The following is a 19,587-nucleotide window of genomic DNA, read 5'->3' as shown; positions in this document are numbered from 1 at the left end:
TCGGTTGACGTGTCAACCCCCGTGGCTGACGCGTCAACTCACCGAATCACAGACCCGGCACACCCACTGGCGACCAGGAAGCGCACACCGCGAACCGACTGGCTCGCGGATTCACCGGAGCCGAGGGCCGCGAGTCACCAGGTGAGCGGCAGCTCATGGACGCCGAGCAGGTTCTCGTCCTTCTTGAAGCGGACCTCCTCCAGCGGCACGGCCAGCCGCAACGTGGGGATGCGCTGGAACAGCGTCTTGAACACCACCTCGAACTCGATGAGGGCCAGCGCGCGCCCCGTGCACAGGTGGATGCCGTGACCGAAGGCGAAGTTGCGGTGCGCTTCCCGCTGGAGGTCCAGCCGGTCCGGCGCCTCGAAGACCGTGCCGTCGCGGTTGGCCGAGTCCGGCTGCGCGAGGACACCCTCCCCCGCGCGGATGAGCTGACCGCCCACGGTGAGGTCCACGGTGGCGACGCGCTGCCGGGCGAGATGTGAGACATTGACGAAGCGCAGCAGCTCCTGCACCGCCGCGGTGATGGCGGCGGGGTCCTCCATCTGGCGGAACTTCGCGAGCTGCTCGGGGTGGATGAGCAGCGCCAGCGTCCCCAGTCCGAACATGTACGCCGACGGTCCGTGCCCGGCGTAGTACAGCGCGTGGAACAGGGACGCCGCGTCCGGGGGACTCAGCTTCCCCGTCGCCACCTGCTCCGTGACGACGCGACCGATGAGCGTGTCCCCAGGCTCACGCAGGTTGTCCTCCACCAGGCGCAGGAAGACATCATCCAACGCCATCAAGGCCGCGGTCGCCTCCTCGCGGGAGGACGCACGCGAGCCGACGGTCCTGCTCAGCACGTGCAGCGCCTCGGCACCCTCCTGGGGCACGCCGAGCAGATCGCCAATGACTTGCAGGGCCACGGGGAGCGCGAACGCCGACATCAGGTCCACGGGCCTCGGGGCGGCCAGCATCGCGTCGAGCGCCGCGTCCACGGTGGCCTGGATGCGCGGCCTCAGGGCCTCCATCCGCCGGGGCATGAACTCCTGCACGAGCATGGCCCGCTGCGCCCGATACTCCGCATCCGGGCGCAGGAAGAAGGCCAGCGGCCTGCCCTGTCGAGCAGCGGCCGCGGGCGACAGGTGCGGGAACCCCGGCAGCGTGGAGTCCGCGACCAGCCGGGGGTCTCCCAGCACCGCCAGCACGTCGCTGTAGCGGCTCACCAGCCACGGCGTGTTTCCGTCCCACAACTTCACGGGGCAGACCGGGGCCTGCTTGCGCAGCCGCTCGTATTCAGCGGGCGGCTCCAGCGGGAGGCTCCAGTCCTTGGGGAAGGGGTAGGAAGGGCTCATCGGGGGGCTCCTGTTCGGTCGAGCCGGGCGGCGATGCCCGCCACGGTGGGATGCTGGTACAGCTCGCGCAAGCCGAGGTCCTGGCCCAGTTCATTCCGGATGCGGACCGCGACCTCGACGAGCTGCAAGGAGTGGCCGCCGCGCTGGAAGAAGTCGTCGTCCGGAGCGACCGAGGCGACCTTCAGCACGTCGGCGAAGATGCGGCCAAGCTGTTGTTCCCGGGTCGAGGAGCGCCGAGGCGAGGTCCGCGCGTCGGGGGTCGCCGTCCGCAAGACGTCCTCGTAGTCCGCGAGCAGCGCCTCGATGAAGGCGGGCTCGAAGAGGCTCTCGTCGAACTCGCCCCACACGGTGAACGCGCCGTCGGAGCGCTCCTCCACCCGAACGGTCAGCTCGAACTTCGCGGAGGGGAGGTCCAGCAGGAGCTCCGTCACCTCACAGTCCTGCAATGACAGGGCGCCCGCCGTGCCCACGGGGTGGTAGGCGAAGTTGACCTGGACGACGGGAGAGCGCGTCGGGTCCCTGGGCGGAGCCAGGTCCGCGACGAGCTGCTCGAAGGGCAGGGCCTTGTGCGCGGTGGCCGCCGCCGTGGCCGATGCCACCCGGGTGAGCAGCGCGCGGAGGTCGACGTCACCACGCAGGTCCACCTGGAGCACCACGGTCTCGACGAAGAACCCGAGCACCCGCTCGACCTCGGGCAGGTCCCGGTTCGCCACGGCCAGCCCCAGCAGCACCCGCTCACGTCCCGCACGGTGCCCGAGCACCCTCCCACAGGCGGCGGCCAGCACCGTGAACACCGTCTGACGCTCGGTGCTCGCAAGGGCACGCACGCCGTCGGAGACCGCGGCGGGCAGCACCCGGTGCATGCGCCGTCCCCGCCCCGACACGGGACGCGGAGGGACGAGGTCCAGGAACAGGGGGACACCCGACAGCTGCTCCCTCCACCAGCGCGACAGCGACTCGCGCCGCTCGGCGGTGAGCTGCTCGCGCTGCCATGCGGCCCAGTCCACGTACTGCACGGGCAGCTCGGGCAGGGCGGGAGGCCGCCCCAGGAGCGCTGCCCGGTATGCGATGGCCAGCTCCTCGGTGAACACCTGGAGCGAGGTGCCGTCCGCCACCAGCAGGTGCACGGCGAACAGGAGGAAGTGCGTCCGGGGCTCCAGCCGCAGCACGGTGAGCCGCAGCAAGGGACCGCGCTCCAGGTCGAACGGCTGGAGCGCCTCCTCGTGCGCGTGTCGCAGGGCCTCGGCCTCCGTCTTGACCTCCACGAAGCGAACCTGCGCGCGCCCCTCCGGAGCGATGAGCTGCTGCGTCCCCAGCGGGAAGACGGTGCGCAGCGGTTCGTGCCGGGCCACCAGCGCGTCCAGGGCCTCTTGCAGGGCTCGCGAATCCAGGGGCCCCGTGACACGGTGGCAGCGAACGGTGGCGTGGGCCGCGCCGGTGGGGTCCATCCGGTGCAGGAAGCACAGCCGCTGCTGGGCGAACGACATCGGGAACACGGTCGTCATCCGCGTGGCAGCCTCTTGATGGTGGGCTTCGCGACCGGAGCCTCGGCGAGCGCATGAGCGAGCTGGGCGATGGTCGGCCCGGTGAGAATGGTGGCGAGCCCGACCTCGCGCCCCACCGTCCGGCTCAGCCGCGAGGCCAGCCGCATCGCCTGCAGCGAATGCATGCCGAGCGCGAGCAGGCTCTCATGCACATCCACCCGGCTCACGCCCAGGAGCTCGGTGACCACCGACGCGACACGGACCTCGGCCTCGGTCCTCGGCGCCGTGTAGGGCGCGTCCGGGCGCCGGTCCGTCGTGGGCAGCCGCGAGGGGTCCACCTTCCCGTTTTGAGTCAGCGGCCAGGACGCCAGGACGATGACCTCCGAAGGCACCAGGTGCGCCGGCACCCTGCGCGCCAGGTCCTCGCGCACGGCCTGCCCCGACACCTGGGTCGCCGCCCCGGCCACGACATAGCCCACGAGGCGAGCCTCCCCGCCCCGCGAGTCGACCCGCGCGAGCGCGTCCACCACGCCGGGATGCGCGGCCAGGGCGGCGCGCACCTCGGCCAGCTCCACCCGGACGCCACGGACCTTCACCTGCTCATCACGGCGGCCCAGGAACTCGATGACGCCTCCTGGCAACCACCGAGCAAGGTCCCCGCTGCGATAGAGCCGCGCCCCCGGATGGGTCCCGAAGGGGTCCGGTACGAAGCGCTCGGCGGTGAGGCCCGGCTGGTCGCGGTAGCCTCTCGCGACACCGGCCCCACCGATGCAGAGCTCCCCCACCGCGCCCGGCGGAGCCACCTGCCCGTGCGCGTCGAGCACCACCAGGTGCGCATTGAACAGCGGGCGCCCGATGGGGACGTGGGTGGCCTCGGCGTCGACCCCGTCGTCCAGCCGGTGTCCGCTGGCCATGACGGTGATCTCCGTGGGGCCGTAGCCGTTCGTGACCTTCGTGAAGCCCTCGCGCTGGAGCGCGCGGAACGCCTCCACCGGGAAGACATCTCCACCAACCACCACGCGGTCCAGGGCGGCGAAGGCCTCCGGAGCGTCGGCCGCCAACCGGGGCAGCACCACGGGAGGAATCACCGCATGCGTGATGCGCTGGTCGACGAGACAGCGCGCCAGCCCCGGCACGTCCCACCCCGGCGGCAGGAAGTGGACGGCGGCGCCGTTGAGCAGCGCGCCCCAGACCTCCAGCACGGAGATGTCGAAGGTCACCGACGCCATCGCCAGCATCGTCTTGCCGGGGCCCAGGTCCTCGGCCAGGGCCGTGCGGTGCAGCAGGGACACGACCGAGTGGTGCTCGATTTGAACGCCCTTGGGTCTGCCCGTCGACCCGGACGTGTAGAGCACGTAGGCGAGGTCCGACGGGCTCCCCTCCGGCAGCGGCCCGGATGACACCGGAGGCAGCGCCTCCAGCACGACGGTGGGCAGACCGGTGAGTCGGCCGTCCAACGCCGCCGTGGTGACGAGGGCGCGGGCCCCGGCCTCGCGCATGAGCGGCTCCAGCCACGCCGCGGGAGCACCAGGGTCCAGCGACAGGAAGGCCGCCCCCGCCATGAGGATTCCCAGCTGGGCCACGACCAGGGCTTCCGAGCGCGGAATGCACACCGCCACGAGGGCCTCACGGCCAACGCCCAGGTCGCGCAGGTGGTGCGCCAGGTGCTCCGCCCGACGCGTCAGCTCGGCATAGGTCAGCACCCGGTCGCCGGACCTCACCGCGGGAGCGTCGGGCGCTCGGCGGGTCCAATGTGCGAACAGGTCATGCACCCGATACGACGGCGCCTCCTGGCGAGCCCCCACGCTGACGAGCGCGCGCCGGTCCGCGTCGCTCAGCATCGACAGCCTGGACACGCGGGTGTCCGGCGCGTCGACGATGGAGCGCAGCAGTTGCTGATACGCGGACAGGATGCCGGCGATGAAGAAGTCCTCGAAGAGGTCGGAGTCGAACTCCCACGAGAGCAGGATGCCGCTCAGGGATGAGCGGGGACTGGAGCGCACGGGGGCCTCCGAGCGCGGGATGCGCACCACGTCCCCGGCCAGCCGTTGGATGTGCCCCGGCTCGGCGTAGAGCGGCACCGCGACGACGGACAGCTCGAACTTGGCGGAGCCGTTGCCCAGCCCCTCCACGAAGGAGACGTCGAGCGGCGACGCATCGAGCGTGCCCACCGACGAGTCGTGGAAGTTGAACATCGTCTGTATCAACGGGTTGAAGCCCCCCTGATGCCGCGCGGGCGACTGCGCGAAGATCTGCTCATAGGGCAGCTCCTGGTGGTCATAGACCTCCAGCGTGGTGCGCCGCACCCGCGCCAGGAGCTCCTCGAACGAGGGGTCCCCGTCGAGCCTGCCCCGCAGGACGACGGTGTTGATGAACATGCCCAGCATGCCCTCGGTGTCCTGCCAGCGCCGGTTGGCGACCGAGGAGCCCACGAGCAGGTCCTGGGAGCCGGTGTACCGGTGCAGCAGGACGAAGAACGCGGAGAGGAGCGTGGTGAAGAGGGACGCGTTGTTGCGGTCCGCCAGCGCCTGGAGGCGCCGCGCGAGCTCACCGTCCAGCTCCACCCGGGGCGCCACCCCACGAAACCGTCGCCCATGGGGGGCCACCCGTCGGGGGAGCTGGAGCAGGGTCTGCGCGCCCTCCAGCTCCCGGCGCCAGAAGCGGCGCTGCGCCTCGGCGGCCTCGGTCCCCACCCACTCGCGCTGCCAGCGCGCGTAATCGGAGTACTGCACCGCCAGCGCGGGGCGCCGCACCTGGCCGTGGCGGACGTGTTCGGCGTAGCCGTTGAGCAGCTCGCGCACGAAGACGTTGAAGGACCAGCCGTCGTGCACGATGTGGTGCTCGACGTGCACGAACAGGTGCTCCCCCGCGCTCAGTCGCAGCAGCCGCCAGCGGAAGGGCCGGCCCTCGGCGAGCGCGAACGGGGCCTGCACCGCGTCCCGGACCGCCTCCGCCACGTGGGAGTCCAGCTGCGCTTCGTCCACGCCGCTGAAGTCCTGGACGCAGAGCTCCACCTCCCACGGGGCCTCCAGCTCACACCGCAGCTCGCCATCCACCTCGGGGAAGCGCGAGCGCATCACGTCGTGGCGACGCACGATGTCGGTGAGGCTCGCTTGCAGCGCGGCGAGGTCCAGCGTGCCCTCGAGACGGAACACCGCCTGCGTGTGATAGGCCCGCGCGTCCGGGTTGAGCTTGTGCATCAGCCACACCCGCTCCTGGCCGAACGACGGCGTGAGCGCCATTCCCACAGCGCCACGTCGAGGGCCCAGGTCCACCCCACCCTGTGCTTCCTGCAAGCGCGCCGCGAGGCAGGCCACCGTGGGCGTCTGGAGCACCTCGCTCAGCTCCAGCTGCGCGCCCAGCACGCGTCGCACCCGGGCCACGAGCTGGGTGGCGAACAGCGAGTGACCGCCCAGCTCGAACAGGTTGTCATCGCGCCCCACCCGCTCCATCCCGAGCAGCGCCGCCGCGATGGCCGCCAGCGCCACCTCACCGGGCGACCGCGGGGCCTGGTAGTCCGTCCGCTCCGCGCGAGGAGGGCGAGGCAGCCGCGCCCGGTCCACCTTGCCGCTGGTGTTCAGGGGCCAGGCCTCCACCACGACCACCACGTCCGGCACCAGGTAGCCGGGCAGCCGGCGTCGAAGCTCCGCGCGCACCGCGTCGCCGGTCAGCGCCGCTCCGGTGTCGGGCATCACGTAGCCCAGCAGGCGCTCCCGCGTGTCGTCGATGAGGGCGACCGCGTCGCGCACGTCCGGCAGCGCGGCCAGCGCCGCCTCCACCTGGCCCAGCTCGATGCGCGCGCCGCGAATCTTCACCTGGTCGTCGCGCCGGCCCAGGAACTCCAGCGTGCCGTCCGGCAACCACCGGCCCCAATCGCCGCTGCGGTACAGCCGACCTCCCGGCACCGGACCGAACGCATCCGGGATGAAGCGCTCGGCGGTCAGGTCGGGCCGCCCCAGATACCCACGCCCCACCCCTTCCCCGCCGATGCACAGCTCACCCGCCACCCCGTCGGGTACGAGGCGCAGCTGCTCATCGAGGATGACCACGTGGTCGTTGGACAGGGGGCGGCCGATGGGCACGCGCTCCCCCTCCACGTCGTGCACCGCCTGGAGCGTGCTGGCCACCGTGACCTCCGTCGGGCCATAGCCGTTGACGAAGCGGTGGTGCGCGCTCCACTGACGGGCCGTCTCCGGCAGGCACACGTCCCCGGTGCTCATCACCACCTGGAGGTCGGGGAAGCCGCCCGGCTGCAGCGTGCGGAGGACCGTGGCGGGCAGCACCGCGTGGGTGATGCGCCGGTCCACCATCACCTGGGCCAGCGACGCTCCGGAGAGCGGCGACGCCTCCAGCGTCTCCAGCCGGCCTCCGTTGGGCAGCGCCATCAGCACATCGAACAGCGAGGCATCGAACGAGGGGTGGAAGAACTGCAGCACCCGCGTGTCCGGCCCCAGCGCGCCCAGGAAGTCCCGCTGCGCATGCAGGAGGTTGGCGACGCCGCGATGCTCGGTCATCACCAGCTTGGGCTCGCCCGTCGAACCCGACGTGCAGATGATGTACGCGAGGTCCTCCGGGACGAGCATCGTGTCCTCCACGCGCCCCTCGCCCGCGTCGGCCCCTGGCTCCAGGAAGGGCACGCCCCGCACCTGGCATTCGGGCGCGCCCACCACGAGCGCCGCGCCGACCCTGCGGACGATGTCCTCGCGCCACGCCTGGGGGTGTGACGGCGCCAGGGGCAGGTAGGCCGCGCCCACGCGCCAGACGGCGAGGGCGAGCTCGACGAAGGCCGCGCCCCGCTCCAGCACCACCGCGACCACGTCTCCGCGCCCGAGCCCCCGGGCCCGCAGGCGGGCGGCCAGGGCACGCGTCCGCGCCTCCAGCATCGCGTAGGTGATTTCAGCAACACCCGCCGAGAGCGCGACGCGGTCGGCATGCCGCCGGCACTGCTCGGCGATGACGTCCACCACCGAGCGCCACGGTCCATGGTCGACCCGTCCCCCCTGCACGCGGGCCGCCTGCGCCGCGACATCCAGCGCACGGCGCACCTCTTCCGGGGTGTGTCCCTCGAGCGCCCAGGGGCTCTTCAGACGGAGGCTGGAGAGCAGGCGTTCGTACTCGGTTCCTGTCACCAGGGCGGACGGGGGCGTGGCGGGCAAGGGAACTCCTGGAGGCAATGACATACATCGAGACCGCCGCGTGGAGCGGCCTTCCGATGCGGCTCGAGGCTCCGGGCCTTTAACACGCGAAAAACCACGGTGACACCCTTGTCTGGTAGAAGGCGCGAGGAACGCATCCGCGCAGGATGTAGGAGTGCACCGTGGCCTCGAACAACATCGCGCCTCCAAGTGGACCTGGGTTGTCGCTCTTCGCCGTGGGCGATGTCTTCGTGGACCGCGACGAGCCGGCGACCGCCTTCGCCTCCGCCCGCGACGTCCTGCGGGCCGGTGATGTCGTCTTCGGCAACTGCGAGGGCGTCTTCAGCGACGACATCCAGCGGGCCCCCAGCGCCGGCTCGGCCGTCACCGCGCCCGCGGCGAACGCCGCCCCCCTGGCCCAGGCGGGCTTCGACATCCTCTCATTGGCCAACAATCACAGTCTGGACGGGGGACATGCCGCGCTCCTGTCCATGCGCGGGACGCTGGCCGACCTGGGCATCGCCACGGTGGGCGCGGGCGCCCATCTCGCGGAGGCCACCGCGCCCGTGTATCTGGAGCGCAATGGCAGACGGCTGGCCTTCCTGGCCTTCAGCTCCGTGTTTCCCTATGGCTATGAGGCGCGACCCGGTGTCCCGGGGCTCGCGCCTTTGCGCGCGCACACCCGCTACACGCCCGTGGACCTGAACGTGTGGAATCCAGGCATGGCGCCCGTGGTGAGCACCGAGCCGCTGGTCGAGGACCAGCGGGCGTTCCTCCACAGCCTCGCCGAGGCCCGCGCGAAGTCGGACATCGTCGTCGCCAGCTTCCACTGGGGTGACTCCACCGTGCCGTATTCGCTGACGGACCACGAGCGTCGCACGGCCAGGCTCGCCATCGACCACGGGGCGGACGTCGTCCTGGGCCACCATCACCACATGCTCCGCGGGGTCGAGTTCCACGCCGGCAAGCCCATCTTCTACGGGCTGGGACACTATGTGTTCGACCTGCCGAACCTCACCGAGCGGCTCGCGAAGGATGGCTACCTGGGCGTGGGACGGCCGGAGGAGATGGCGGCCTGGGCCCGCAAGTTCGGCGAGTACATGATTCGCCCGAGGGAGGGCTACCCGCTGCTGCCGTTCCACCCGGACTCGAGGATGACCGGCGCGGCGGTGGTCCACATCACGCCGTCCGGGCGCATCCGCGCGGGCTTCCTCCCCGCCATCATCAATCCCGCCAACGAGCCCATCCACGTGGCCGCGGACAGCGACGAAGGCAGGCGGGTGGTGGCCTATCTCGAACGCTGCTGCGCGGCCGAACAGCTCCCGACGCGGCTCATCGCTCCTCGGCCCGACTCCGGACTGCCCAGCGCGTGCATCGAGTTCGTGTCGACGGCGACCGACTGAGCGGGACCAGGGCGGGGCCTGCGCCGAGGCGGCGGCTCGAACGCATCCAGCTCGAGGCCCACCCTGGACGGGTCCTCAGGGTCCACGACGACCAGCCCCCCAGGACGCGGGCTGCACGCGGGAAGCCCCGCGGCCTCAGGTGTCGGGCAGGTCGTGCCCCTCCTGCTGACGGAGCCACTGGGAGATGGCCTTCTCTGACTCGAGATGGCGGTCGAGGAACACGAAGTGCCCGCTGTCCAGCTCCACATAGGTGGCTCGCGGCCCCAGGCGCTCGACATAGGCACGCATGGCGGGGGTGCCCATCATGGAGTCATGGCGCCCCTGTATCACCAGCGTGGGCACCTCCGGCACGGGGGCCGAGGACCGCGCGCCGGACACGAGCACCAGGCCCCGCAGGTCCAACCCCGGGTGTGAGACGCGATTGACGAGCAGGCTCGCCCCCACGCCGCCGTTGGAGAGCCCTCCCAGGTAGAAGCGACGAACCCCTCGGGCCGAGAGCCATTCGAGGGTCGCCTTCAAGGTGCTCGCCCCCTGGGGCGACCACCAGTCTCCGGCGGGGCCCACCGAAGGGCACACCGTCAACGCGGAGATGGTCCAGGACGCCCGCGCCATCTCCCAGCAGTACACGGCGAAGTTGCCCGCATGGCCATGCAGGAAGACCACGGCCGTGTCCGGCGTCGCCCCTCGAGCCGGCGGGATGACCAGCGCATCGAAGGACTCCGGCGACTGAAGCCCCAGGTAGGTGGCAATCGCGGGCGTGGCCACCGAGCCCTCCGCCAGCTCCATCCGGTCGAACGCTGCCTCCAGCGCGGGGATGAACCCGCTCGCCTCCGAGCGCGGCAGCTTCCCCAGCCGCACCAGCGCGTGCGCCGCGAACAGCGTCCCGTCCCGCTCGTCGACGAGGCGATTCACCCACCGGTGGCCTCCCTCCGGAAGCCGCACGGTCTCCAGGAGCGTGCCGTCCGCGAAGAGCAGCCGTGAGCAGGCGACGAGCGCGATGAGCCCGAGCCCCGCTCGCCACAGGCCCCGGGCACGCAGTATCAGGCCGACGGCCACCAGCACGAGCCCTCCGGAGTAGCTCCACCCCGAAGGCGAGGCGCCAATGCGGGCCGCCGCCGCCAGCAGCAGCCCGGCGACCGGCGTCAGGAGGACTCCCAGCAAGACTCCGGGCCACGTGCGGGGCCGAGTGCCCTCCTTCGCGGGAGCACGACGAACGCCTGCGGGAACCGCCACGGGAGCGGAGATGGAATGAGCCATGCCGAGCACCATGGCGGACCTGGAGCGGCCCGCTGAGCCCACGGGGCCGAGCGGTCCGGAGGCCTAGGGGAGTGGCTCCAACGAGTGCCTGGGCGGCAAGGCTCGCCGTCGAACGACCCGATTCCCCCAGGGCCGTTCGTGCTCACGGTTTCTTGGGTGTCGTGGTCGGAGCGGGGTCCACCACCGCGCTCCAGTCGATATCCGCGTTGATGTCCGCCAGACGGCCGGTGTTCTGCCGGCGCAGGTCCTGCTTCTCGAGGTCGCCGGGGTGCACGACACCGTAGGGCAGCTTGATGGCCTGCGCCGCGTCGCGCGCCTTGACCGCCTTGTCGCGGCCGACGCGCAGCTCCCCTCTCCTGCGCTGCACCTCGCGCGCCGCGGCGGCCTTGGCCAGATAACGCTCCCGCTGCATCTCCAGTTCCTCGCGCTCCGGCCCCGCCCCCAGCTTCGAGAGCTGCCGCTGGAGGTTGGCCGCCTCGGTCTCCAACTCGCGGACGAGCGTCGGGTCATTCACCCGAGGGTCGCTCTCCACCGCCTCAATCTCCACGTCGACCGCGCGCAGCTTCCGGGTCGCGGCCGCCACCTCGGCCTCTTTGCCCTCCTTGGCCGCCTGGTGCTTCGGGTCCAGCTTCGCGTTGTAGGCGCGGAGGTTCGCGTCGAGCACCCTGGCGTTGGTGCTCAGGGTGCGCAGCCGCTGGAAGAGGCGGACCAGCGCCTCCAGGTCGTCGCCCCGGTTGACGCCGCGGAGCACGGCGAGCTGTCCCGGGTCCAGGTGCGTCCCCAGCGAGCCCAGGAAGGACTCGTTCCTGGCCTGGAGCCACGTCACGAGCTTCTTGCGGTTCACCGGGCCCTTGAGCTTCTTGCCCTGGATGAAGTCCGCGTTCTCCTTCGCCAGCTTCGTCGCGGCCGCGCCCGTGCGGCCCGGCAGCATCTGCGCCGCGGTGAGCGCGGGCCCCGTGTCGGGAGTCACCCGTGCGATGTGCGTGACGGGCGTGACGTAGGGGTCCAGGTTGTTGCCGGGATTGGGCACGAAGCGGTCGCCCAGCCTCGCCTTGTGTTGCACGCCGCCTCTGGCCGGGGTCGGCTGGCTCCAGACGATGGCCACGTGGTAGCGGGCTCCAGGTGGCGTCTGGATGAGATCCTTCTTCTCCCAGTGGGAGAAGATGACGCTGTGCCCGCCCCCTTCCGAGGCGTTGGCGTTGTAGAGGTACAGCCAGTCTCCCGTCTGGATGTCGTTGAGCTTCGCCAGGGGGAGATGCCGCTGCCGGTAGTATTTCGACCCCTTGCCGGGGTTCTCCGCCGCCGCCTTCTCCGCCGCCTCCGCCTGCTTCGTGCCCTCGTGCAGCGGCCCCAAGCCCTCGTCGGTCGGCTTCACGGTGCTCGGCGCCGGCCCCGGGTGTCCTGCGCCGCAGGACGGGGGCATCTCGGCGCCCTCGGCCTCATCGAGGGGAAGCTTGTCTTTCGACACCCGGTCCTGCTTCGTGACGTCAATCGACCTCCCCGTGTTGAGCATCGCGGCGCCCAGCGGGTCGAAGGACCCCATCACCCCTCCGGCGAAACCGGACCCGGGCGGGGTGGCGCCAGCGTAGTGGTGGACGATCTGCACCCAGTGGAAGCAGAACTGCGCATGCACCCGCTGCTCGAACGAGCCGGGCTGGTAGATGCCCTTCGCGAGGATGTGGGCCGACAGGAGCAGGCGCTGCTGCGCCGTGGTCGCCCCCCGGTCGGAGCCGTTGAACAGGCGCTCGGGGATGCGCTTGGAGACGATGAAGTCCCGCAGCTTCTGGCGCTGGGTGCTCGTGAAGAGCACCTGGAGCCGCGCGGTGGTCAGCGGAGCCGCCGGCACGCCGAACACGTTCAGCACGTCCGCGAACTCCGTGTTGAAGAGGGAGGTGAACGCGTCCGCCATCGTCGTCCTGGGCAACGCCGGACCGACGATGGCCTCCAGGCGGGCGAGCTCGGCGCGCAGATGTTGAATCGTCGCGTTGTCGGCCCCGGGGGGCTGCCGGGCCAGCCAGCGGTGAATCCTGGCGATCTCCAGCCGGGCGGCCTGCGGGTTCGTGGCACTGACGCTGTTCTTCAGTGACTGCGGCTCGTCCGTGTCGGCCCCCAGCAGGGGCGTGTCCAAGGGCTGCCGGCGGAGTGTGCGCGTACCGCCCTGGAGGGTGTGCGTCAGCTCGTGCGCCAGCAGCCGATCTCCCGCGGCCGTCCCCGGCCCGTAGCGCCCGGGAGCGAAGACCACGTCGCGACCGACGGAGTAGGCGTGCGCGCCCACCGCCAGGGCGCTCTGCGCGGCCCGCGAGTCGTCATGCACACGCACGGAAGAGAAGTCGGCGCCACCGAAGCGCGCCTCCATCGCGTCGCGCGCGGCCGGCTCCAGCGGGCGCCCGGGTCGGGCGAGCACCTCATGGACGACCGGCGGCGCGAGCGCACGCGATGCCCCCACGTCCCCATTCCCCCGGTGCAGCCCCGAGCCGACGGGCGCCGGTTGCGGCGTCCCCATGACCTGGTCGGCCACGGTGTCCGCCTGGCGCTCGAACGGGTCCCCCGGTGAGCCGAGGGTCAGCTCGCGTTGAATCCGTGGCGGCGTGATGGAGATGCGGGCGAAGTCGAACTGGGAACCGGGAGCGACTGGCGCCGTCAATCCGCCACCTGATTCCGATGCGGCGCGCGCGACGGCCGGGCGCTGCGATTCACGCTTCGGGGCAGGAGCATGCGCCGACGACGGACGCGGCTTCTGGTCGAACGCGAACATGGAGCACTCCTCCCCCTGGACGACAACGATGGAGCCGCACGGCGTCTGGCGCCCAGTATAGGAGAGAAGGGGGCTCGGGCGTCACCCGGCGCGGGCGAAGTCCCGCTCAACGCTCGCCCCAGTTGCCCAGGAAGTCGCCCATGGTGAGTCGCACGCCTTCGTTGCGCAGGATGCCGTAGGCCGTGGTCAGGTGATAGAAGAAGTGGGGAATCGCGAAGGCCATCAGGAACTGCCTCCCACTGGCGCGCACCGAGCCACGGCGGTGCGCGATGACGACCTCTCGCTCGAAGCCAGCTTCGAGGTCGCTCGGAGCGAGCGTGTACATGTGCAGGTCCGCCGCGGAGGCACCCGCGACGGCTCCAGCGGGCCGCGCATCCAGCAACGCCGCGTCACCAAGGCCACTGACGGCGGCATCCGACCTATCGTCACCCTCGTCCGGCACGGGTTGGGCAATGGCTTTCCGCGCGAGGTGGTCATCCGACCCGAGCCCCTGGGAGATACGGTCCGCCGGCTGTTCGGCAACAAGGACGAGGATGTTGGAGATGCCAGCCTTGATAATGCATTGGACGATTGATGGTCGTCGCGTCGTCGAGCGCGCTCCACGCCGGATGGGATGTCAGGGTCACGGGTCAAGATGCTCCCGGTTCGACAACACAAGGAGCCCGCAACCATGAAGACCGCCATCGCAGCCCTCACCCTGCTCGTGTCCACTTCCGCCGCGGCGTCCCTGACCCTTCGCTACGAGAACAAGGACTCCAAGGCGTACGCCGCCGAGGCCGTGTGCAGCGGGAGCAAGCAGGACCCGGTGAAGTTCTCCGCCAGCACCACGTCCTCGGTCTCCATCCAGGGTTCGTCGCCCTGCAAGGTGACGCTGCAGGGCACCACCATCACCTTCGACGGTGACGCGAACATCATCATCAAGGACGGGAAGATCTCCCGGAAGTAGCCCGGAGCGACCGCGTTCCCGTCCAGGACCTGAACGGACGGGAGCGCGCTGTCCGGCATGGCGTCCATCGAAGGGCCCGTGCTGACTCCAACAAGGTGGGTTCTCGGAGCCTCTCGTGGACTTCGAGCGACCTGACGTCCGAGCAGGCCCCTTCCAGGCCGAACCGCCGTTGGACGCCTGCTCGCGCCGCCCTGCACCGTGGCACCGGCAGGCGGGGGACCGCGCGGGATGAAAGGCATGCAACATCCCGTTGCAACGCCCAATCCATGACGCAACCCCCACCCGACGCCTTCTCCCCCGGCGCCACCCCCGCCACCTCGGGGGGCAAGGGCCTGCTCGCCTCCTGCTGGCTGGCCGTGCGCGGCTCCACCGAGGACCTGGCCACCGGGCCCGTGGACCGCGCCTTCCTGCTGCTGTCCGTCCCCATGGTGCTGGAGATGGTGATGGAGTCCATCTTCGCCCTGGTGGACGTGCTCTTCGTGTCCCGACTGGGCGCGGACGCCATCGCCACCGTGGGCCTCACCGAGGCCGTGCTCACGCTGTTCCGGACCGTCCCGCTGGGGCTGGCCGTCGCCGCGACCGCGCTCGTCTCCCGCCGCATCGGCCAGAAGGACCCGGAGCGCGCCGCGCGCACCGCCGTTCAGGCCCTCGGGTTGGGACTCGTCCTCTCCGTGCCGCTGGCGCTGGCCGGCTGCCTCTTCGCGCGCCCCATCCTCACCGCGATGGGCGCATCCCCCGGCGTGGTGACGCACGGCCTGGGGTACGCGCGGCTGATGCTGGGCGGCTTCCCCATCATCATGCTGCTGCTCCTCATCAGCGCCATCCTGCGCGGCGCGGGGGACGCGGCCACCTCCATGCGCGCGCTGTGGCTGGCCAACTCCGTGAACATCGTGCTCGCGCCCCTGTTCATCTTCGGCCTGGGCCCCGTGCCCGCGATGGGCGTCACCGGCGCCGCGGTGGCCACCACCGTGGGCCGCGGCACCGGCGTGCTGTACCAGGTCTACCGCCTGCTCCAGGGCAGCGGCCGGCTGGAGCTGCGCCGCCGTCACCTGCGCGTGGAGCCCTCCACGCTGCGCTCGCTGCTCAAGCTGTCCGGCGGCGCCATCCTCCAGTCGCTCTTGGGCATGTCCAGCTGGCTCGTGCTGATGCGCATCGTCGCCACCTTCGGCAGCACGGCGCTCGCGGGCTACACGCTGGCCATGCGCATCCTGCTGTTCGCCCAGCAGCCGTCCTGGGGCCTGTCCCACGCCGCGGGCACGCTCGTGGGTCAGAGCCTGGGGGCGGGCGACACCGAGCGGGCCGAGCGCGCCGCGTGGCGCGCCAGCTTCTACACGCTCGGCTTCCTGGGCGTGGTGGCCGTGGGCTTCCTGGTCTTCGCCGAGCCCCTCATCCACCGCTTCACCTCCGAGCCGGAGGTGGCCCTGCACGCCGTGCGCTGCCTGCGCATCGTCAGCTGCAGCCTCGCCCTCTACGCCTTCGTCACCGTGCTGCCCCACGCCTTCAACGGCGCGGGGGACACCACCACGCCCACCGTGGTGAACGCCCTCTTCTCCTGGGGCCTCCAGCTGCCCCTGGCGTATGTCCTCTGCCATCCGTTGGGCTGGGGCCCCACGGGCGCGTTCGTCGCCATCGCCATCACCTACGGCGCGCTGGGTCTGACGAGCGCCGCCCTCTTCCGCAGGGGCGGGTGGAAGCTTCGACACGTCTGATACACGCCGCTGGCATCCGACATTCGGCACGCCCCGGAGACAGAGTTGAAAGCACCCACCCAGGTGCCGACTTTCCCGGAACTCTCGCAGCGTGTGAGTCCCCGGAGTATCCGGGACACCGGAGGCGCCCGACACCCCGGAGCGCTCCCGGACCCACCGCGGCGAGTCCCAGGGTGCGGCGGTTGGTGGGAGCGTCAGACATGGCGGGCAACGAGCGGCTGGGAGTGGCGATTGTCGGTTTGGGCGGAGCGGTGGCCACCACGGCGGTGGCGGGCATGGAGCTGCTGCGCCGGGGGCGCGTGGACACGCGAGGGCTGCCGCTGGCGGACGTGAAGGGACTGGGGCTCGTGGAGTACGACGCGCTCACGTTCGGCGGCTGGGATTTGTTCGACGAGGACCTGGCGAAGGCGGCGCGCAACCACGCGGTGCTGACGGAGGCCCAGCTGGCGGCCGTGACGCCCACGCTGGAGCGCATGCGCCCCTGGGCCGCGGCCTCCAACCCGAGGTTCTGCAAGAACATCGTCGACACGACGGCGAAGAAGGCCCGCTCCCTGCGTGAGCAGGTGCAGGCCATCCGCGACGACCTCGCCCGCTTCAAGAAGGACGAGAAGCTGGACCGCGTGGTGGTGGTGAACCTGGCCTCCACGGAGAAGAGCGTGGACCTCACCCGGCCCCAGTTCGCCACGCCGGAGTCCTTCGAGAAGGCCCTGGACGCGAACGACGCGGACATCGGCCCCGCGATGCTCTACGCGTACGCGGCCATCGTGGACGGCGTGCCGTTCGCCAACTTCACGCCCAGCGTCGCCGCGGACGTGCCCGCGCTGCTCGAGCTGGCGAAGCGCACCGGCGCGCCCATCGCCGGCAAGGACGGCAAGACGGGGCAGACGCTGCTCAAGACGGTGCTCGCGCCCGCGCTGAGAGATCGCGCGCTGCACGTGGACGGCTGGTACTCCACCAACATCCTGGGCAACCGCGACGGCGAGGCCCTCGACGACCCGGCGTCGCGGCAGAACAAGCTCGACACCAAGGGCGCGGCCCTGGACAGCATCCTCGGCTACAAGGTCCAGGACCACATCGTCCAGATCCAGTACTACCGCCCGCGCGGGGACAACAAGGAGGCCTGGGACAACATCGACGTCACCGGCTTCCTCGGGCAGCCCATGCAGCTCAAGCTCAACTTCCTCTGCAAGGACTCCATCCTCGCCGCGCCGCTCGTGGTGGAGCTGGCGCGCACGTTGGACCTGGCCAAGCGCCGGGGCGAGGGCGGCGTCATCGACGCGCTGGGGTGCTTCTTCAAGGCCCCCATGTCGCCGGACGGCCAGCCGGTGGAGCACGCCATGGCCGAGCAGCAGCGCCGCTTGATGGCGTGGCTGTCCAAGGGCCGCGTGCAGCGCACGGAGTCCGCCCCCGAGCGCATCAGGGGCTGACACCACCATGAACACACCCGCGCGTGACTCGACGGCGGCCCCCGGCCGCCTGGCGAAGCTGCGTCCGCTCCTGTCGGAGCTGATGGACCTCAAGCGCACCCGCACTCCGGACCATCCGGAGGGCCTGGCGGCCCATGGCTTCCGTCGCGCGTGGGCGGCCCTGGCGGCGGGCATGGACCCCGGCACCGTGGCGCTCCAGGAGACTGCGCGCGCGGTGGCGGCGGTGCGGCTGTGCGGCCTGGACGCGGACCTCCTCCAGCGGGCGGGGCTGTCCCCGCTGGACACGACGCGGGTGCTGCGCCGGGGCCTGGACGCGGTGGCGGGGCCGCTGGACCCAGGCCTGCGCGAGCAGCTGTCCCTGGCGCTGATGCCCTCCTCCGACGCCACCCCCGGCACGCCGCCGGCGTTCGTGGAGCGGCTGGTGCACCAACCCCGCGCCGGGGCCACGTTCCCCGGCCGGGCGCGCCTCGTCGTGCCACCGCAGGAGAGCCACGCCGACCACTGCTACGCGGTGGCGGTGGGGGCGGTGCTCGTGTCCCCCCACTTCGGCGCGGCCCCGGCCCTGCCCTTCCTGGCGGGCCTGTCGCATCACCTCTTCAACGCGGCGCTGCCGGACGCGGGCTACAGCGGCGAGACGCTGCTGGGGGACCTGCTCGAGCCCCTGATGAAGCGCCTCACCGAGGCGGCCCTGACACAGCTCCCGCCCCGGCTCCGCGAGGCCGTGCGCCAGGCGCTGACGCTCACCGGGAACGTGGATTCGGCGGAGGCGCGCGCCTTCAACGCCGCGGACACGCTGGACCGGGTACTGGAGCTGGAGGCCCACGCCCGCGCGGCGGCCTTCACGCTGCGCCAGGCGCTGGAGGACCTGGAGCTGCTCCACCCCGGCCCGCTGCAGGCCTTCGGCAACGACGTGCTTCGCGAAGCGGAGGTGTGGCCATGAGGCAGCCGTGGGACACCGCCGCGCCGCCGCCGCATCCGCGCCATCCCCTCACGGGCCTGCCGTTGACGCGCGTGTCGCCCGAGCTCTGGTCGGATGGCGCCACGTGCTGGCCCGTCGTGGACGGCATCCCCTTCCTGCGCACCGGCCGGGAGGCCCTGCGCGAGGCCGTGGTGAGCGCGCTGGAGCGGGGCGACCGCCATCACGCGCGCGCCCTGCTGCTGCGGGACCAGGATGACCATGCGCGCCTGCCGCCCCCTCCCCTGTCCTCCACCGCCGCCGTCGTGGCGGGCGTCGAGTCGGGGACGATGGGGCTTCGCGAGGCCATGGAGCGCCTGGGCTTCGGGCCGGTGGCGCCCTACTTCGCGCACCGGCAATCCGCGCCCACCTTCCTGAGCGCGCTGGGCCTGCTGGCGCAGCACTGGGACGCGCCGCCGTGCGTGGTGGAGCTGGCGTGTGGCATCGGCCAGGTGCTGCGCGAGGTGTCCCTGCGGGGCACCCCCGTGGTGGGCGTGGACGTGGTGTTCGCCAAGCTGTGGCTCGCGCGTCACTTCATCGTGCCCCAGGCCGTGCTCCTCTGCGCGGACGCGGCCGCGGACCTGCCCATCGCGCCGCTCGAGGGCGCCACCGTGCTGTGTCACGACGCGCTCTACTTCCTGTCGGACAAGGCCCGCGCGCTGGCGGAGCTGCGCCGCGTTGCGGGGCCCTCCGGCCGCGTGCTCGTGGGCCATGCCCACAACCGGCACGTCGACCAGCGGGGCGTGGGGGGCACGCCGCTGGACCCCGCCGGATACGCGGCGCTGATGCCCGGGGCCGCCTGCTATGACGACGCTGGATTCGTCACCCGCTTCCTTGACGGGGGCGCCGTGGCCGATACCCCGCTGCCCCAACTGGAGCGCGCGGAGGCCTTGAGCTTCGCGTGGCCCCCGACGCCGGGACGCAGGTCCATCGACTTCGGCGTGGCCGTGCCGGGCGCGAGGCTGAGCCCCAATCCGCTGCTGGAGGCGCACGACGGCCGGGTGCGCCCCGCGTGGCCCACGCCTGGCCTGGCCGCCGAGTACGCGAGCGCCCACTACCTGTGCTCGGACGCGCCCGGGGACGCGGCCCTGCTGCGGCGGGCCGCCACCGACGCGACGCCCGAGCAGCGGGCCGCGCTCGTCAGGCGGCGGTGGCTTTTGAACCTTCCAGAGAGGTGGTGAC

13 protein-coding genes are annotated in these 19,587 nt (G+C 71.7%); 7 read left to right on the top strand and 6 right to left on the bottom strand.

What is annotated here, in order from left to right; translation table 11 throughout:
- Positions 1–134 precede the first annotated feature (134 nt).
- Genes AC6JA9_RS11490 through AC6JA9_RS11480 form a run of 3 tightly spaced genes read right to left on the bottom strand, consistent with a single transcriptional unit; the run spans position 135 to position 7,974 of the window.
- The gene (locus AC6JA9_RS11490; RefSeq protein WP_408891239.1) at positions 135–1,334 is read right to left on the bottom strand and encodes a cytochrome P450; all 1,200 of its coding nucleotides are present in this window, start codon (positions 1,332–1,334) and stop codon (positions 135–137) included.
- On the bottom strand, positions 1,331–2,839 hold the full coding sequence (locus AC6JA9_RS11485) for a condensation domain-containing protein (RefSeq protein WP_223785951.1): 1,509 nt from the start codon (positions 2,837–2,839) through the stop codon (positions 1,331–1,333). Before AC6JA9_RS11485 ends, AC6JA9_RS11490 begins: the two co-directional genes overlap by 4 nt.
- Positions 2,836–7,974: an amino acid adenylation domain-containing protein gene (locus AC6JA9_RS11480; protein ID WP_497959674.1), complete on the bottom strand. Its 5,139-nt coding sequence runs from the start codon at positions 7,972–7,974 to the stop codon at positions 2,836–2,838. Before AC6JA9_RS11480 ends, AC6JA9_RS11485 begins: the two co-directional genes overlap by 4 nt.
- Before the next feature lie 161 nt (positions 7,975–8,135).
- Here AC6JA9_RS11480 and AC6JA9_RS11475 point away from each other — a divergent pair, with 161 nt between their 5' ends.
- On the top strand, positions 8,136–9,356 hold the full coding sequence (locus AC6JA9_RS11475; protein ID WP_223750354.1) for a CapA family protein: 1,221 nt from the start codon (positions 8,136–8,138) through the stop codon (positions 9,354–9,356).
- Between the two features lie 135 nt (positions 9,357–9,491).
- Here AC6JA9_RS11475 and AC6JA9_RS11470 read toward each other — a convergent pair whose 3' ends face one another.
- The 3 genes from AC6JA9_RS11470 to AC6JA9_RS11460 all read right to left on the bottom strand — a co-directional run bounded on the left by AC6JA9_RS11470 (position 9,492) and on the right by AC6JA9_RS11460 (position 13,693).
- Positions 9,492–10,517: an alpha/beta hydrolase gene (locus AC6JA9_RS11470; protein ID WP_497959673.1), complete on the bottom strand. Its 1,026-nt coding sequence runs from the start codon at positions 10,515–10,517 to the stop codon at positions 9,492–9,494.
- A 238-nt stretch (positions 10,518–10,755) separates the two neighbouring features.
- Complete coding sequence (locus AC6JA9_RS11465) at positions 10,756–13,257, bottom strand: eCIS core domain-containing protein (RefSeq protein WP_497959672.1); 2,502 nt, start codon at positions 13,255–13,257, stop codon at positions 10,756–10,758.
- 217 nt (positions 13,258–13,474) lie between these two features.
- Positions 13,475–13,693, bottom strand: coding sequence for a DUF1993 family protein (locus tag AC6JA9_RS11460; protein ID WP_223785947.1), 219 nt, complete (start codon positions 13,691–13,693; stop codon positions 13,475–13,477).
- Here AC6JA9_RS11460 and AC6JA9_RS11455 point away from each other — a divergent pair.
- The 6 genes from AC6JA9_RS11455 to AC6JA9_RS11430 all read left to right on the top strand — a co-directional run bounded on the left by AC6JA9_RS11455 (position 13,631) and on the right by AC6JA9_RS11430 (position 19,586).
- The gene (locus tag AC6JA9_RS11455) at positions 13,631–13,942 is read left to right on the top strand and encodes a hypothetical protein (RefSeq protein ID WP_223785955.1); all 312 of its coding nucleotides are present in this window, start codon (positions 13,631–13,633) and stop codon (positions 13,940–13,942) included. The genes AC6JA9_RS11460 and AC6JA9_RS11455 overlap by 63 nt on opposite strands.
- Positions 13,943–14,038: 96 nt before the next feature.
- Positions 14,039–14,314, top strand: a complete 276-nt coding sequence (locus AC6JA9_RS11450; RefSeq protein ID WP_141329207.1) for a hypothetical protein — start codon at positions 14,039–14,041, stop codon at positions 14,312–14,314.
- Positions 14,315–14,580: 266 nt separating this feature from the next.
- Positions 14,581–16,023 (top strand): MATE family efflux transporter, encoded by a 1,443-nt coding sequence (locus tag AC6JA9_RS11445; RefSeq protein ID WP_497959671.1) that lies wholly within the window; start codon positions 14,581–14,583, stop codon positions 16,021–16,023.
- 200 nt (positions 16,024–16,223) lie between these two features.
- Positions 16,224–17,450 carry an inositol-3-phosphate synthase gene (locus AC6JA9_RS11440; protein WP_223750346.1) on the top strand — a complete coding sequence of 409 codons (1,227 nt, stop codon included), beginning with the start codon at positions 16,224–16,226 and terminating at the stop codon, positions 17,448–17,450.
- A 7-nt stretch (positions 17,451–17,457) separates the two neighbouring features.
- Complete coding sequence (locus AC6JA9_RS11435; protein WP_497959670.1) at positions 17,458–18,390, top strand: HD domain-containing protein; 933 nt, start codon at positions 17,458–17,460, stop codon at positions 18,388–18,390.
- Positions 18,387–19,586: a class I SAM-dependent methyltransferase gene (locus AC6JA9_RS11430; RefSeq protein ID WP_267697283.1), complete on the top strand. Its 1,200-nt coding sequence runs from the start codon at positions 18,387–18,389 to the stop codon at positions 19,584–19,586. Before AC6JA9_RS11435 ends, AC6JA9_RS11430 begins: the two co-directional genes overlap by 4 nt.
- Position 19,587 lies beyond the last annotated feature (1 nt).

This window comes from Myxococcus sp. MH1, from assembly GCF_059738865.1.
Note: the sequence above shows the minus strand (reverse complement) of the source record. Positions and strands in the feature narration are given on the sequence as shown.